At 34.8% G+C, this 15,829-nt stretch carries 16 protein-coding genes; 11 read left to right on the forward strand and 5 right to left on the reverse strand.

All coding sequences use genetic code 11. The annotated features are described in order from the left end of the window. Window positions 1-137: 137 nt before the first annotated feature. The 3 genes from AQ616_RS04030 to AQ616_RS04040 all read left to right on the forward strand — a co-directional run bounded on the left by AQ616_RS04030 (window position 138) and on the right by AQ616_RS04040 (window position 3,169). Entirely contained in the window at window positions 138-1,526 is a 1,389-nt protein-coding gene (locus AQ616_RS04030; RefSeq protein ID WP_069685138.1) for an NAD-dependent succinate-semialdehyde dehydrogenase, read from the forward strand. Window positions 1,527-1,619: 93 nt separating this feature from the next. After that, window positions 1,620-2,672: an FUSC family protein gene (locus tag AQ616_RS04035; protein ID WP_017797357.1), complete on the forward strand. Its 1,053-nt coding sequence runs from the start codon at window positions 1,620-1,622 to the stop codon at window positions 2,670-2,672. Between the two features lie 308 nt (window positions 2,673-2,980). Further along, on the forward strand, window positions 2,981-3,169 hold the full coding sequence (locus tag AQ616_RS04040) for a hypothetical protein (RefSeq protein WP_069685139.1): 189 nt from the start codon (window positions 2,981-2,983) through the stop codon (window positions 3,167-3,169). Window positions 3,170-3,226: 57 nt separating this feature from the next. On the opposite strand, the gene AQ616_RS04045 is transcribed toward AQ616_RS04040, so the two are convergent. The 3 genes from AQ616_RS04045 to AQ616_RS04055 form a co-directional block, all read right to left on the reverse strand. Further along, window positions 3,227-3,679, reverse strand: a complete 453-nt coding sequence (locus AQ616_RS04045) for a YndM family protein (RefSeq protein WP_069685140.1) — start codon at window positions 3,677-3,679, stop codon at window positions 3,227-3,229. Between the two features lie 268 nt (window positions 3,680-3,947). Then, window positions 3,948-5,420: a sodium:solute symporter family protein gene (locus AQ616_RS04050; RefSeq protein WP_017797354.1), complete on the reverse strand. Its 1,473-nt coding sequence runs from the start codon at window positions 5,418-5,420 to the stop codon at window positions 3,948-3,950. Continuing rightward, window positions 5,417-5,599, reverse strand: coding sequence for a hypothetical protein (locus tag AQ616_RS04055; RefSeq protein ID WP_017797353.1), 183 nt, complete (start codon window positions 5,597-5,599; stop codon window positions 5,417-5,419). The genes AQ616_RS04050 and AQ616_RS04055 overlap by 4 nt, the downstream gene beginning before the upstream one ends. A 208-nt stretch (window positions 5,600-5,807) precedes the next feature. Between AQ616_RS04055 and AQ616_RS04060 the strand changes: the two genes are divergently transcribed. Further along, complete coding sequence (locus tag AQ616_RS04060) at window positions 5,808-6,662, forward strand: YtnP family quorum-quenching lactonase (RefSeq protein ID WP_069685354.1); 855 nt, start codon at window positions 5,808-5,810, stop codon at window positions 6,660-6,662. A gap of 42 nt (window positions 6,663-6,704) precedes the next feature. On the opposite strand, the gene AQ616_RS04065 is transcribed toward AQ616_RS04060, so the two are convergent. Then, window positions 6,705-7,019, reverse strand: coding sequence for a PepSY domain-containing protein (locus tag AQ616_RS04065; protein WP_017797351.1), 315 nt, complete (start codon window positions 7,017-7,019; stop codon window positions 6,705-6,707). 171 nt (window positions 7,020-7,190) lie between these two features. Here AQ616_RS04065 and AQ616_RS04070 point away from each other — a divergent pair, with 171 nt between their 5' ends. Together AQ616_RS04070 and AQ616_RS04075 are read left to right on the forward strand one after the other, a co-directional pair. After that, window positions 7,191-8,255, forward strand: coding sequence for a M42 family metallopeptidase (locus AQ616_RS04070; RefSeq protein WP_069685141.1), 1,065 nt, complete (start codon window positions 7,191-7,193; stop codon window positions 8,253-8,255). A gap of 52 nt (window positions 8,256-8,307) precedes the next feature. Beyond that, complete coding sequence (locus AQ616_RS04075) at window positions 8,308-8,820, forward strand: DUF84 family protein (protein ID WP_017797349.1); 513 nt, start codon at window positions 8,308-8,310, stop codon at window positions 8,818-8,820. Window positions 8,821-8,952: 132 nt separating this feature from the next. Here AQ616_RS04075 and AQ616_RS04080 read toward each other — a convergent pair whose 3' ends face one another. Next, the gene (locus AQ616_RS04080; RefSeq protein ID WP_069685142.1) at window positions 8,953-9,393 is read right to left on the reverse strand and encodes a YtoQ family protein; all 441 of its coding nucleotides are present in this window, start codon (window positions 9,391-9,393) and stop codon (window positions 8,953-8,955) included. A 115-nt stretch (window positions 9,394-9,508) separates the two neighbouring features. Here AQ616_RS04080 and AQ616_RS04085 point away from each other — a divergent pair, with 115 nt between their 5' ends. The 5 genes from AQ616_RS04085 to murC all read left to right on the forward strand — a co-directional run bounded on the left by AQ616_RS04085 (window position 9,509) and on the right by murC (window position 15,584). Further along, on the forward strand, window positions 9,509-9,880 hold the full coding sequence (locus AQ616_RS04085) for a thioredoxin family protein (protein ID WP_260048385.1): 372 nt from the start codon (window positions 9,509-9,511) through the stop codon (window positions 9,878-9,880). A gap of 17 nt (window positions 9,881-9,897) precedes the next feature. After that, window positions 9,898-10,707: a DUF1444 domain-containing protein gene (locus tag AQ616_RS04090; protein WP_017797346.1), complete on the forward strand. Its 810-nt coding sequence runs from the start codon at window positions 9,898-9,900 to the stop codon at window positions 10,705-10,707. 13 nt (window positions 10,708-10,720) lie between these two features. Next, window positions 10,721-11,329 carry a YtpR family tRNA-binding protein gene (gene ytpR / locus AQ616_RS04095; RefSeq protein WP_069685143.1) on the forward strand — a complete coding sequence of 203 codons (609 nt, stop codon included), beginning with the start codon at window positions 10,721-10,723 and terminating at the stop codon, window positions 11,327-11,329. A gap of 145 nt (window positions 11,330-11,474) precedes the next feature. Beyond that, window positions 11,475-13,904, forward strand: a complete 2,430-nt coding sequence (locus AQ616_RS04100; protein ID WP_069685144.1) for a DNA translocase FtsK — start codon at window positions 11,475-11,477, stop codon at window positions 13,902-13,904. A 369-nt stretch (window positions 13,905-14,273) separates the two neighbouring features. Beyond that, entirely contained in the window at window positions 14,274-15,584 is a 1,311-nt protein-coding gene (murC, locus tag AQ616_RS04105; RefSeq protein ID WP_017797343.1) for a UDP-N-acetylmuramate--L-alanine ligase, read from the forward strand. Window positions 15,585-15,829 lie beyond the last annotated feature (245 nt).

Genomic DNA, 15,829 nt, shown 5'->3' on the forward strand with positions numbered 1-15,829 from the left:
GATTCCAGCTTACTAGTACATTATGTTTATATCTAATTTATTATCATTTATTGTCGAACGATTACATCGTATGGAAATAAGGGAAAAGGTATAATAGAGTACAGAAAATGAATAGAAATATATAGGAGGTTACAAGTATGGCAATAATGAAAGAATGGATTGAAGTGACAAATCCGGCAACAGGTGAAGTGATTGATCGTGTTGAGCGTGGAGGTAAAGTTGAAGCAAGAGAAGCTATTGATCAAGCATCTGAAGCTTTCAATGATTGGTCCAAACTTACGGCTTATGAACGAAGTGAGTTGTTAATGAAATGGAATACATTAATTACAGAACATCAAGAAGAGTTAGCTAAAATAATGACAATGGAACAGGGAAAGCCATTTAAAGAAGCTTTGGGAGAGGTACAATATGCGAATAATTTTGTATCTTGGTACGCTGAGGAAGGGAAGCGGCTTTATGGGGAGACGATACCTGCATCTAAAGCAGACAAACGTATTCTTGTACAGCGTCAGCCGGTAGGTGTTATAGCAGCGATTACTCCATGGAATTTCCCGGCTGCTATGATTACCCGAAAAGTTGCTCCTGCAATGGCTGTTGGTTGTACAGCTGTAGTTAAACCTGCCAGTGCAACCCCTAGAACAGCAATTCGATTAGCAGAGTTAGCGGAGGAAGCAGGAATTCCAAGAGGAGTTTTGCAAGTTGTAACTGGAAGTTCGGGTGAGATTAGTGATGCATGGATGGAAGATAGTAGAGTTAGAAAGATATCCTTTACTGGTTCTACAGAAGTAGGAAAAATATTAATGAGAAAATCAGCAGAAACAGTGAAAAAAGTATCCTTAGAGTTAGGTGGCCATGCACCTTTAATAGTTATGAAAGATGCTAACATTGAAAAGGCAGCAGCAGGCGCAACAGCATCAAAATTCCGAAATGCTGGTCAAACCTGTGTGTGTACGAATCGTATATACGTACACGAATCGATAAAAGATGAGTTTAACGAAGCGTTTGAACGGAAAGTAAGAGAGTTAAGAGTTGGTAATGGATTAGAAGAAGGTATAGATGTGGGACCGCTTATTGACCATGATGCGTTGGACAAAGTAGAAACACATATACAAGATGCAGTAAATAAAGGGGCTTCCATAGTATATGGAGGAGGTAAGGAGGGCAAGGGTAGTTTGTTTTATAAACCAACTATCTTATCCGATGTTACCGATGATATGTTGTGTATGACTGAAGAGACATTTGGTCCATTAGCTCCCGTTACAACTTTTACAACTGAAGAAGAAGCGGTCAAACGTGCAAACCACTCTCCATATGGACTAGCAGCATATCTATTTACAGAAAATCTGTCTACAGCAATTCGTATAAGTGAACAATTAGAATATGGTATTGTAGGTGTGAACGATGGGGTGCCATCCACTGCTCAAGCTCCATTTGGAGGTTTTAAAGAAAGTGGGATTGGAAGAGAAGGCGGTCATCATGGAATAGAAGAATATGTAGAGGTGAAATATATTTCTATCCAGCTATAGAGACTTCTCCATGCATTAGCTGTATTGCCTCGATATTTGTGGTGACAGACATCAAAGAAAAAGGTATACTACTGCTAGTGAGGTGCAAAAAACATGGAATTTAATATAGGACCGCGTATGGTTAAAACGGGCCTTGCCGTTGCGCTGACATTGCTTATCACAGGATTGTTTGATTTGCAATTTGAGATTATTGCCGCTATTGCTACGGTACTTGCAATGCAACCATCTATTATGCGGTCTTTTAACTACATTAAAGAAGTATTACTATCAAACACGGTAGGTGTTATCTTTGCAGTTATCGGCATTGTATTGTTAGGAAGTCATCCGATATCCGTTGGAGCGGTTGTGATTATTGCAATTGCAATTAACATTAAATTAGGTTTAAATAAAACGGTTAGTTTAACAGTTTTAACAATAGTCAGTATTATGCTGGCAAGTACGGGTGATCATGCAAATATGTTGTACATTGTAGAACGAGTTTCATTAGTAGCAGTCGGGGTAATATCCGCTTTTGTTATTAATGTCATCGTGAATCCACCAGATCATCAAAAAATATTGTTTAGTATGATTAAACGAGCGAGTGAAAAATCGAATTTTCTTCTTCGTGTTATCCCTAGTAAAACAATGAGTATTCCACAAGTAAGAGATGAGGAACGGGAAATAGAGAAGGAAATTAATAAAGCAAGAGATTATTTTGATATCATTACGGATGAAAGAAATCGCTTATTTATTCGTAAACGTATCGATTTTTTAAGAAACATTATAATTTATCAGCATATGATTCAAGTTTTAAGAAAGAAATTTACATTAATTATTGAATTAGAAAAGAATTTACATGAGATTGAAAAGATTGCTAGCGGAAAGTCACATCTAATAAAAAAATTAGTAAGTGAGATTAATAATTATAGTGAAAATGTATTTTTAATGTATGAAGATCGTATCGTATTGGATCGAGATTTACAAAAAGAAACAAAAAACGCAATGCGGGTAACGATTAATAACTTAATTGAGGCTCTTCAAGGTAGTGACTATGAAAAATGGCACTATGTCTTTCCTGTAGCTAATAGTATAATTGAACTGTTTTATGAACTGGATAAATTGGAGAGATTTGTACGACGGAAAGAACAAAAACAATATGGTCAGTAAACACATTGTGAAAATTAAAATATCATAATTAAGAATATCTCAGATAATTAAGAGGTTGTGACGAACGTGTTAACATGAAAATATTTCGAATGATTTGGGTTTGAAAAACCGCTTCAGAAATATACTTCGCTTATTAAAAACATTTTGTTTTGTCACGACCTCTTTTTGGTATATGTATAGGCAGAGTTCCTTAAAAAATAAGAGATAAAGTTATTCAGATAATGAACTTTTGGTGGTATAAAAGTTGTTTTTTTTGTATATAGTAAATAACGAGTTATATTGTAAAAATAAAGGAGAGCGAGAAAAATTTGACAAGATTTTTATCCCGTCATGAGTTAGAGAATTTATATTATCTTTTAGGTAAACATGAGCAAGCTTATCATCAACTAATAGAGTATATGGATGCATATCCAAATCAAGAACATAATCAAAAACTACAATCGGATTTAGAGTTGGCAAAGCAAATTCAACAACAGTTATTATCTAAATTAACGTAGTAATTATGAAGATAAAGGACAGGACCTCTAAGGTAACTTAGGGTCCTGTTTTTGTCGTTATTCTTTATTGCTATCATCATCATTATTATTAGATGGAGTTATTTCTTCACTCGTTTCAGTTTGAAAACGATGTGTGGGAAAGTATGCGATTTCTCCCATCTTTTTCTGACGAATGACATCATTCAACATATAACGATGAAAGTATATTTCGATTAAAGATAAAGCAATAGCAGATATAAGCGTAGCTATACCAATACTATTCATTTCACTGATTATGATTATACTCGCTAACCAAAGTACAGCCCAGTATAAGATAAAATCAGTTATGACAGCAGTTTGTGAACTTAGTTTTGGTAAAATGAACAAGTCGCCAATGTATGTGATAGTTGCAACAATCATACTTAGTAGAAAAATAGAGCTGAATAAATTACCATATATAAAACCAAGAACAATCCATAAAGTGAATAATGTAATTAAAAATTTCAAAAAAAGTGCTCCAATATATCTCATTGTTAGTTTTCCTTTCCGTAAATATCAGCAATTCCCCCGATAAATGAAGTTTCGCTATGGAATAGGATAACCAACTAGAAATATATCCATACCTTAAAATTACTATTGTTATTTATTGCTCATGTAACTGGAATCCCTTACTTCAAGACCAAAGAGGCCTAGCATAAGAGGATAATTGAACGTAGATGCCCGTTTCTTTTCAAGGTCCTTTGCGGTACTAGCATTTAGTGTGAAAAAACAAAATTCCCGTTGAATGAAATCTCCTTTGTTAGGAATTGACACTTTTCATTTCATTTTTGATATAATCTATAAATTCATCTGCTTTTTGCTTAGGTGCCTTAGTCAGTATACTGACAATAATAAATAATACGGTCGATACCAATAATCCCCATAGACCAGAAGCTAATCCTAATGGTTTTAACTGGAAAATCTCTAGAATACACACAAGTAATCCAGCAATAATGACACTCGATAGAACACCTGCAGCAGTGCCTCGTTTCCAAAAGAAACATCCTATAATTGCTGGAACTACTACGATAAGTCCTGCAGAAGATGCCACTGATAATACTGCGATGAGGTCTAATTGTAATTCTGCAAATAAAAATGCAAGAAGAGCAATAATAGGGATAATGATTTTTCCGACTTTTAATTGAGCTTGATCATTGCTATTTTTTGAAATGTTACCATAAACATCTTTTGCAAATAAAGACGACACTGTAAGTAATATAGAGTCAATGGTTGAAATAGCTGCTGCCATAATACCAATCATTACTATGACCGCTAATACAGAAGGGATAGCATCCGACGATAGTACAAATGGTGTTGCGAGATCCGCATTTTCCATTCCTGGGTTTAAAATAAAAGCAGTGAACCCCCACATAGTTGCAACAAGCGTATAAATAAATCCAAATAGCATAAAGCCAATTAACATTTGACGCATGCTTTTTAAGGATGAAGGCATAAATAATCGCTGACTAACTTGTGGATTGGAAATACTAAAGAAAAACCAAGGAATTGTTAATCCTAAAAATGTCCAAAAGTTAAAATATCCATTACCTGGAACAGTTAACATCTCTGGACTGTGAGTTTCTAATTGATTAAAGAACCCAGTGATACCACCCAATTTATTTACTAAGAACATAACTACTAGTGTAGAACCGATAATCATAAATAAAGATTGTAATGAGTCTGTCCAAGCAACAGAACGAATACCAGCAATATATGAGAAGATAATAGCTAAAAGTGTTGCAATAATGACTCCTGTGCTAAATGTGATTGCTTGATTCGAGACACCTTGTAATAAATATCCAATACCTGCTAATTGTACAGCGCTATAGGGGATTAGAAATAACCCATTAAAAATAGCAACCGTAATGGCTACACCTCTATGTTGATAGCGATCGCCGAGCATTTGTGATGGTGTTACATATCCGTATTTCTTTCCAACGAGCCAATAACGAGGACCGAAAAAAGCGACTAGAGAAACTCCCATTAAATAAATTAATTCAAATCCTAATGCCCCTACACCTCCACTGTAGGTTAAACCTGCTAGTCCGACTAACATAAAAGCACTATATGTAGTTGCACTATAACTTAGTGCCGAAACAAAACCGCCTAATTTTCTGTCTCCTAAAAAGTAAGAGGTCATATTGGATTGTTTCCCTTGTCGGGAGAGAAATGCAATAACTATAGCAATAATTATATAAATAACAATTCCCCACCAAATCATTGTCGTATTCATTTGTATTTACCCCAATTCTTTGTAAAAGTGATATTACAGAAAATAACGATTAATGTAAGTACAATCCAAATAAAAAAACTACCATACCATTTTTCAATATTAGTTAGTAACGTAAATGGTAAGAAAAATGCTAGTAACACGATAGAACCAATGATTATAGCCCATTTATTTTCCGTCATTTTGAAAATTCTCCTTTCAATTCATTTAACTTTTGTGAAATTATTCACAATTGAATGCGATTTCTTGCAATTGAACTCAAAAATAATCATAGCAGACCGTACACAAAATTGCCATATTTTTTAAATGATTAATATCAAGAAAAATGATAGCGTTTGCAATAAACGGTTGTATTATATAAACTAGATGGCAGGAGGGGAGCGATTGAAAGTGGAAACACTTGAAATAGGACGCGCTAAATTAACCTGGTTAAATGGAGGAGTAACACATTTAGATGGTGGAGCAATGTTTGGAGTTGTTCCAAAATCGCTATGGTCTAAAAAATATCCTGCTAATGAAAAGAATCAAATTGAGTTACGAACCGATCCGATTTTATTACAATTGGATGGAAAAAATATATTAATCGATTCTGGAATTGGAATAAACAAACTAACTGAAAAACAGAAACGAAATTTTGGGGTGAAGGAAGAATCGAGAGTTGAAAGTACCTTAGCTAGTTTAAATTTAACAGTTAATGATATAGCAATTATCTTAATGACACATTTGCATTATGATCATGCATGTGGATTGACGAAGCCTGTTAAAGAAGGATATGAGAGTGTATTCCCGCACGCAGACATATATGTGTCTCAAATAGAATGGGATGAAATGCGTCATCCAAATATTCGTTCGATAAATTCTTATTGGGAGATGAACTGGAAACCAATTACGGAACAAGTAATCCCTTTTGAAGAAGAGATTGAAATTCTACCTGGCTTATCGATGATACATACTGGTGGACATAGTGACGGTCATTCTATAATCCGATTTAAGGATGGGGATCATACATTTACACATATGGCGGATATTATGCCAACGAATGCACATCAAAATAAGTTATGGGTATTGGCGTATGATGATTATCCAATCAAATCTGTGCATCAAAAAGAAAAATGGATGAAAATTTGTTATAAAGAAAAATCTTGGATAACGTTTTATCATGATGCTCACTATAGAGCAATCAAATTCAATGAACATGGTGAAAAAATGGACCAAGTAGAAAGAAAATGGAATTCATACGATTAGGAGATAAAAATGCTGTCGAACTAAGTTCGGCAGCATTTTACATTAAATAGCTTCTTTCGTGTCTATAACGGCACCAGTTTCAATATCTACATAAAACTCATATTGTTTGTTATCGCCATCTATATTCCGGGTTACTCCCCCTCGGTAGACATCATATAACAAACCATTCTTTTCAATTTCTTCTGGCTTCATATAAATCCAGGAGCCACTAATTGGACCTTTACGTTTAAACATTTCCTTGGCTTGATTTAGTGCTTTCTCTGGTGTAATCTTTGTTTGTTTGCTAACTTGTTCTCTTGCTATATAACCGATTGCAACACCAACTGCTGCAGCAAGAAGTACGTTTTTTTTGCTCAAATTGTCCACCCCTACTTAGCTATATTTATTGAAGGATTTAGTTGTAAGTATACAGGAAACAAATTAAAAATGACAACGATTTGAATATGATTACTGGAAAGATTTTGACTTTTTCAGTTATACTACTATTTAGATGTTACATAGCATGAAAAAAGAAAGGGGAGTAAGAGAATGGAAAAAGAAACGTTATCGCTTTTTAAAACGTTAACAGAATTACAAGGTGCACCTGGTAATGAACATCCAATACGTGCATTTATGAAAGATGAACTGGGAAAATATTCGGATGAAGTCATACAAGATAATCTAGGTGGAACATTTGGTGTGAAGCATGGTGATGGACCTAGAGTTATGGTGGCAGGTCATATGGATGAAGTTGGTTTTATGGTTACGCAAATTACAGAAAATGGCATGTTGCGCTTTCAACCACTTGGAGGCTGGTGGAATCAAGTTATGCTTGCACAAAGAGTTCAGGTTATGACTGCAAACGGACCAGTTATAGGTGTTATTGGATCCATACCGCCACATTTACTTACAGAAGCACAACGTAGCAAACCAATGGAAATTAAAAATATGCTAATTGATATTGGGGCGGACGATAAAGAAGATGTAAACAAGATAGGTGTAAAGCCCGGAGACAGTATCGTTCCTATTACACCTTTTGAACCGATGGCCAATAACAAAAAGATTTTAGCAAAAGCTTGGGATAATCGTTATGGCTGTGGACTAGCCATTGAATTGTTAAAAGAATTACAAAATGAGGAACTACCAAATCAATTATATTCTGGAGCAACAGTGCAGGAAGAGGTTGGTCTAAGAGGTGCACAAGTAGCTGCAAATATGATTCAACCTGATGTGTTCTATGCATTAGATGCATCTCCAGCAAATGATGCTTCTGGTGATAAACAAGCATTTGGTCATTTAGGAAAAGGTGCATTACTTCGTATATTCGACCGTACAATGGTAACACATAAAGGAATGCGAGAATATGTCCTGGATACTGCAGAAAGCAATAACATCCCATATCAGTATTTTATTTCTCAAGGTGGGACGGATGCAGGTCGTGTTCATCTCGCCAATGATGGTGTTCCATCGGCAGTAGTCGGTATTTGTTCACGTTATATTCACACATCTGCTTCTATTATTCATGTGGATGATTATGCAGCCGCAAAAGAATTGCTCGTAAAATTAGTACGAGGTACAGATAAATCTTTTGTATCACAATTAAAAGAAATTTAAAGAGATGAGCAGTTGCCATTGGGTGACTGCTCTTTCATAGGAGATTATTAATATGCAAATTCAAGTAGGGTCAAAAAATCCAACAAAAATTCAAGCGGTAAAAGAAATGTTTCCAAATATAGATGTAAACGGAGTTCAAGCAGAATCAGGAGTGAGTGAACAACCTTTTTCTGATGAGGAAACTAGATTAGGAGCTATTACTAGAGCAAAACATTGTGCCATTAAGAATCCATATACAATTGGAATTGGTCTCGAAGGTGGAGTCATGTATATGGATAACGATTTGTACCTTTGCAATTGGGGAGCATTAGTTACTCCTGAAAATGATATCATTACAGCTAGCGGAGCGAGAATAAAAATACCTAAAGATATCGAAGAGGGTTTACTAAAAAATGTAGAACTTGGAACATTAATGGATACATATGCGGAAAGGAAGGATGTTAGCAAAAAAGAAGGAGCAATTGGTATTTTTACGAATCAACTGATTACAAGACAAGAGATGTTCCGTCATGTGGTCACTTTATTAAAAGGGCAATGGATGCTATTAAACAACTATAACAAATAATGAAAGGAAATATATTTGGGATGAACTGCCAGTGAATATCAGCTGAAGTTCAAGGGTCCTTATGTCATGCTCTTGTGATACCAACATTCAGTAAGAGGGACAAAGAACCTACCCACTGAATGTTGGTCCATTTTATTCATAAATATAAGCAATAACTTCTAAAGCTTGTTCAATCGTCTCGACGGTAACATTTGCTTTATTAGAAATTTCCTTTAAGGGATGAATTAAAGATTCTGGACGGACAATAATGGTTGGTTTTCCTAATGTTATTGCAGAGCTAGCGTCCATTGCAGTGTTCCATTGCTTATAAGATTCTCCGAATAAAGCAATGACAATATCAGACTTGGAAAGAAGAACTTGTGTACGGAGATTATTAATACTGGATGCTGCATCATCCCTATATAAATTACTAGGTTGTTTACCGATTATTGCTTCACCAATATCATCGGATCGATCATGGTGAGTCTGTGGAGATACAAAATGTAAAGGTAATTTCTTCGACTTTGCTATTTCTTTTACTTTTTCTCTCCAATTATCATGAATTTGTCCAGCTAAATAAACCGTTAATTCCATTTAAATTCCTCCTAATTTAATCTAATTCTCATAGTAAACGTTTTTCAATAATTTGAAAAGTAAGTCGCTATCACGATATGCTAAAATCTATGTTAAGTATGGTATAATCACGATAATTGAAACGAACTACAATGCAAGCTATGATAGGTGTAGAAAGGAAGTAGATGACATGAATATATTAGAAACGAACGATCAATTTGAATTATATAAACAAGAAGGTCCAGTTATTTTTATGTTTACTGCTGGATGGTGTCCAGATTGCAGAATAATAGAACCTATCTTACCGGAGATAGAACAACAATTTAATGATTATCAATTTGTAGAAATAAATCGTGATGACTTTATCGAATTATGTCAATCTCATGATGTCTATGGGATACCAAGCTTTCTAGCATTTGAAAAGGGGAAAGAACTTGGCAGATTTGTTAGTAAAGATAGAAAAACAAAAGAGGAAATTGAGCAATTTATTCGTAGCCTTAAAGAGTAGTAGGAGGAGGAATTTTGATGGCTAAAATGACAAGTATAAAAATGAAACGACTCCTCGAAGATCGTTTGAAAAATCCGGATTATCGTATCGTATATAAACGAGATGACGATGCTCTTCGTATCGAATGGAGAGATTCTGGACAAGGGATGACCGTTTCACTTCCTAATCTTATTACCAAATACAATAATCGTGGTGATATTGCCATTCAAGAAATGGAAGAACACATTATAGAAGCTCTAAAGATAATGAATGAAACGCATCATTTACAAGGAATGGAAAAACACATTTTTCCCGTATTACGCTCACCTTCTTTTCCAATAGAAACAAAAGCTGGGAAGAAACTAATTTATAAGGATCACACTGCTGAGACTAGAGTTTTTTACGCATTAGACTTAGGGAAATCATATCGTCTTATAGATGAAGAATTATTAATGGAAGAAGAGTGGACTGCGGAACGGATAGATGAAATTGCTAGCTTTAATGTGCGTTCACTATCTCATGATGTGAAGAAAGACCAAGTGGCTGATAATGATTTTTATTTCTTAGCAACTCAGGATGGTTATGATGCTAGTCGTATTCTAAACGAGGCATTTTTAGAAGAGATGAAGGCAAATGCTCAAGGTGAGTTAACAGTTGCTGTTCCTCATCAAGATGTATTAATTATTGCTGACATAAAAAATAAAATGGGTTATGATATTTTAGCGCAGATGACAATGAAATTTTTTGCTGAAGGACGAATTCCGATAACATCACTTTCATTTGTGTATGAAGATAGAAAGTTGGAACCAATCTTTATCTTAGCGAAAAACAAACCAGAAAATAAATAGGAGCTGAATAACTATGGATGTATTTTATAATCCAAATGGAATTGGTGATGTACTACTTATTCCAATAAAAGATGGTAATCGATATGAAATAGAATCAACTAATTACGATAATATAACAAGAATCACTTCTACTGATGGAGAATTGCTTGGATATAATATTTTTCAAGCTTCTCAAGTATTGGATTTGCCGAATGCAAATGGTGCTTTGCGTTTAAACGAAGATTTGTTAGAAAAAATCCGGGAACTTTTTATTGAAAAAGGAATCAAAGACCCCCTTGATTTTGATTTGAGTCCGAAATTTGTAGTAGGGTATGTGACTACCAAAGAACCTCATGAGAATGCTGATAAACTAAGTGTGTGTCAAGTTGATGTCGGTACAGAGAAATTACAAATTGTTTGTGGTGCACCAAATGTTGATGCAGAACAAAAAGTAGTAGTTGCAAAAGTCGGTGCTACGATGCCAAGTGGAATGAAAATTAAGGCATCAGAACTCCGAGGAGTACCTTCAAACGGAATGATATGCTCCCAAAAAGAATTAGGAATCCCTAATGCACCTCAAGAAAAAGGTATTTATGTATTGGATGATTCTTTTACAGTGGGAGAAGAATTTATATTGTCTTAACACATGCCCCCTAAGCAATTATTGCAGGGGGGTTTCTTGTGTAATCAGACAACCATTCTCCCACATCAAATGGATGATTCCAAATAGGTTAAAAAACTGATAAACTAAGCATGTACGATCTTTTAGAGAAATGAGTGAATATGAAATGTGGGAACAATGGAAAGAACGATTAAAAAACGTATTTACAAAAGAAGTTGAAGTAGAAGAGACGATTGAAGTTGAAGTAGATGATCCTGAGCCAAAGTCAGAAGTAAAGGCAAAAATGACTTATCAGTACCCATCTCGATCGTCATTTAAATTTCCTGTAATTCCCGATGAGACGGAAAAAAACCAAACGAAACACCAAACATATGAGCCTGCTTATAAGAAACGACAAACCCAACGTATAAGAAGGGAAAAAAAAGAAAAGCAAGACCAAGAACAAACGTATACTTATAGACAATCAAATAACAGTAAACAAAAAGAAGAACAAAAACCTAGTTATTTAAACGATGAATATAAAAAAACGGATAATATTGGAAGGAAGGTATACAAGAAAAATCCGGATATTCCTTTCCAACCTACAGATGTACCTTCTCCAATTTATGGTTATCAAAGAAGATATTCAACATCGATCGATGATATACCTGCTTTTCAACGAAAGAAGGAAGAGCAACTACATGATGAAACCGAAGTTGTTGAAGAGCGTAAAGAAAATACAGTTGAAAAACATTTGATAGAAGAGGCGCAAGAACAAGACCTCCAAACATCGTCGTTAGAAATAGATAGTGATGAAGATAAACAAGGGACATTAGTAAATTCTAAACCACCATTAGTTGAAATAGAGAGCTTTGCAAAAGACGAAGTAGCCTCTACGGAAGAACCAGCTGTTAAACAAAAAAAAGATAAACAAACAAATGATAAGAAGCTCAATCCAGTTGATGATAACCAAAGTAATCAAGCATACAGAAAACACTCTCAGAAGAAAATGACTCCATTTAATGTCATGATGACGCCAAGAGATAAAAAAAATGTACATGAACAGAAAAAGAGAGAGCAAGTTCACTCTCGATTATTGGAGTCTCAGCGTAAGAGAGAAGCAGCATTACAACAAGCTCAACAAAAATTGAATACTATTAATGAGTCAAAAAATGAACCCAATCAGGAGATGCCGACAAAAGATGAAAAAGCTCCTGTATCCATTCCATACCATTTATTAGATGATCCTATACGACTTACGGAAGATGATAGTGTTTGGTTAAACGAACAACGAGAACTGTTGGAAGAAACGTTAAAACATTTTCAGGTGAAGGCAAAAGTGGTTCGTGCAACTCAAGGCCCTTCAGTAACTCGTTTTGAAGTACAACCTGAAATGGGAGTAAAGGTAAGTAAAATAAAGAATTTAGCGGATGATTTAAAATTAAATATGTCGGCACAAGATATTCGTATTGAGGCACCGATACCAGGAAAGAACACGGTAGGAATCGAAATACCGAATCGACATGCTGAAATGGTAGGTTTACAATCAATCTTTGAAAGTACTTCATTCAAAGAAAGTAAATCACCACTTAGTATAGCACTTGGGTTAACCATAGAGGGAAATCCAAAGGTGACAAATATACAAAAAATGCCTCATGGTCTTATTGCTGGAGCCACTGGTTCCGGAAAAAGTGTTTGTATAAACACCATATTAATCAGTCTTATTTATAAAGCAAGTCATGAAGATGTGAAGTTTTTACTTATTGATCCAAAAATGGTGGAACTTGCCCCTTACAATGGTATTCCGCATCTAGTATCACCGGTTATTACAGATGTTAAAGCAGCTACACAAAGCTTAAAATGGGCTGTTAATGAAATGGAAGACCGATATGATCGTTTTGTTAAAGAAGGCGTTCGGGACATTGAAAGATATAATCAGAAAATGATAAAGCAAGGCAGAACTGACAAGAAGATGCCGTTTATCGTTATCGTTATTGACGAGTTAGCTGATTTAATGATGATGTCCCCACAAGATGTCGAAGATGCAATTAGTCGGATTGCACAAAAAGCGCGAGCTTGTGGTATTCATCTATTGTTAGCTACACAACGCCCTTCAGTTGATGTAATTACAGGCTTAATCAAAGCAAATATACCAACAAGAATTGCTTTTAGTGTATCCTCACAAGTTGATTCTAGAACAATCATAGATTTAAGTGGTGCAGAAAAGCTTCTTGGTAAGGGTGATATGTTATTTGTTGAAAATGGTGCTGGAAAAAGTGTCCGATTACAAGGACCTTTTGTATCCGATGACGAAATTGAACGAGTTGCAACGTACGCAAGATCAATTGCTGAGCCGAATTATTTATTTGAACAAGAAGAGCTCTTGGAACAAATTACTGTCGATGAAGAAGAAGATGAGCTTCTACAAGAAGCAATTTCATTTGTAATTGCTCAGAATGGTGCTAGCACTTCATTGTTGCAAAGACACTTTAAAATTGGCTATAACCGTGCAGCAAGATTAATAGACTCATTAGAAAGTCGAGGGATTATTTCTGGTCAGAATGGCAGTAAGCCAAGAGAAATACTGATTTCTAGAACACAGGCAGATGACATGTAAAAGAGGAATGCTAACATGATGAAATAAATTATAGTGTACTCCTGAAAGTAGTAGAGCTAGTGTGAAGAACATCTTACCTAGTATTTGTATACACTGAGGTAAAGAGTGCGAAAACTGTTTGAATAACGCAGTAAAACAAGGGTTAGTCAGATATATTGATTTATTGTTGTATCAAGTTTAAAAATCAATACACAGAGACGTAGAAAGATAAATGTATTAACCAGTATAAAAGGTGAAAATTGGAAAAATATATAGAATAAATATGTTTAAGTTTGAAAGCAATCAATTTTTTGCTATAATGTAGCGGTATGAAAAAGTACTAAACATCATAAGAATGAATGATTGTAAGAACATGTTGGAGGTTCGTTTATGACAACTTACCATTTTATAGGTATAAAAGGAACTGGAATGAGTGCTCTCGCACAAATTCTTCATGACTCTGGAGAAAAAGTGCAAGGATCTGATTTTGAGAAGCGTTTCTTTACTCAAGAAGCGTTAGAGCAAAAAGAAATTACTATTTTACCGTTTTCTAAAGAAAATATTAAAGAAGACTATACAATAATTGCAGGAAATGCATTCTCTGATGATCATATTGAAATTCAGAAAGCCAAAGAACTTGGCTGTAAATTTTATCGTTATCATGAGTTTTTAGGTGAATGGCTAAAACAATATACAAGTATCGCAGTCACTGGAGCGCACGGAAAAACTTCAACGACGGGATTGTTATCTCATGTTTTAAAATCTGCTTATCCTATCTCTTATTTAATTGGAGATGGAACCGGAAATGGTCATGTAGATAGCGAATATTTTGTTTTTGAAGCATGTGAATATCGCAGACACTTTCTAAAATACGAGCCTGATTATGCGATTATGACGAATATTGATTTTGATCATCCAGATTACTTTACGAGTTTAGATGATGTTGTTGATGCATTTCAGTCTATGGCAGATCGTGTTAAAAAGTGTATTGTGGCATGTGGTGATGATGAGCAGCTACAAGGAATTCATACAAAGGTACCTGTGATCTATTATGGATTTAATGATTCGAATGATTTTCAGGCACAAAACGTAGTAGAAACAGCAAATGGTACTGAATTTGACGTTTTTGTACGTAACACATACTACGATCACTTTATTATCCCGACATATGGCAATCATACTGTGTTGAATGCACTAGCTGTCATTGCTATTTGTCACTATGAAGGGATTCCGGTGGAACATATGAAACAATTGGATTCCTTTGAGGGAGTTAAACGTCGATTTACAGAAAAGAAAATTGGTTCACAAATTGTTATTGATGATTATGCACATCATCCGAAAGAAATTTCCGTTACAATCGAATCTGCAAGAAAAAAATATCCAAATAAGGATGTTGTGGCTATTTTTCAACCACATACATTTACCCGAACAAAAACATTCTTGAAAGAGTTTGCGGATAGTTTAAATGAGGCTGATAATGTATATTTATGTGAAATTTTTAAATCAGCACGAGAAGATTCTGGACAGTTAACCATTAATGATTTGCAGAAATTAGTTCCGAACAGTCAAATTTTATCATTAGAAGAAACTGAAGTTTTACAAGAATTTACAGATAGTGTATTGATCTTTATGGGTGCAGGAGATATTCAAAAATTCCAATCTGCTTACGAAGAAACAACTACAAGATCAACAAATTTTTAAAAAATACCATTTTAACCGGACCATCGAAAAATAGGGTTCGGTTTTTTCTATTTTTTGTTTTACGAAGTAACCGTGCATAATACTATTTGTACAAATTATGGGAAATACTATACAATAGACATACAGTTCAAATTAAAAATACATAGGTTTATAAAATTGAATTCAGGGAATAAAATGAACAAGATACTAATAAGCCCTTAAACATTTGAGCTGTATAACCTGAACAACCAACATAAAAGGAGCTG

The sequence above is a fragment of the Oceanobacillus sp. E9 genome (assembly GCF_001741975.1).
GTDB classification, from domain to species: domain Bacteria; phylum Bacillota; class Bacilli; order Bacillales; family Amphibacillaceae; genus Oceanobacillus; species Oceanobacillus kimchii.

Bases quoted from the DNA above. Each gene is read 5' to 3' on its own strand.
- AQ616_RS04090 (WP_017797346.1), top strand. From the start codon at position 9,898: ATGGCTAAAATGACAAGTATAAAAATGAAACGACTCCTCGAAGATCGT.
- AQ616_RS04035 (WP_017797357.1), top strand. From the start codon at position 1,620: ATGGAATTTAATATAGGACCGCGTATGGTTAAAACGGGCCTTGCCGTT.
- AQ616_RS04045 (WP_069685140.1), bottom strand. From the start codon at position 3,679: ATGAGATATATTGGAGCACTTTTTTTGAAATTTTTAATTACATTATTC.
- AQ616_RS04055 (WP_017797353.1), bottom strand. From the start codon at position 5,599: ATGACGGAAAATAAATGGGCTATAATCATTGGTTCTATCGTGTTACTA.
- murC (WP_017797343.1), top strand. From the start codon at position 14,274: ATGACAACTTACCATTTTATAGGTATAAAAGGAACTGGAATGAGTGCT.
- AQ616_RS04050 (WP_017797354.1), bottom strand. From the start codon at position 5,420: ATGAATACGACAATGATTTGGTGGGGAATTGTTATTTATATAATTATT.
- AQ616_RS04080 (WP_069685142.1), bottom strand. From the start codon at position 9,393: ATGGAATTAACGGTTTATTTAGCTGGACAAATTCATGATAATTGGAGA.
- AQ616_RS04030 (WP_069685138.1), top strand. From the start codon at position 138: ATGGCAATAATGAAAGAATGGATTGAAGTGACAAATCCGGCAACAGGT.
- AQ616_RS04100 (WP_069685144.1), top strand. From the start codon at position 11,475: ATGTGGGAACAATGGAAAGAACGATTAAAAAACGTATTTACAAAAGAA.
- AQ616_RS04075 (WP_017797349.1), top strand. From the start codon at position 8,308: ATGCAAATTCAAGTAGGGTCAAAAAATCCAACAAAAATTCAAGCGGTA.
- ytpR (WP_069685143.1), top strand. From the start codon at position 10,721: ATGGATGTATTTTATAATCCAAATGGAATTGGTGATGTACTACTTATT.
- AQ616_RS04070 (WP_069685141.1), top strand. From the start codon at position 7,191: ATGGAAAAAGAAACGTTATCGCTTTTTAAAACGTTAACAGAATTACAA.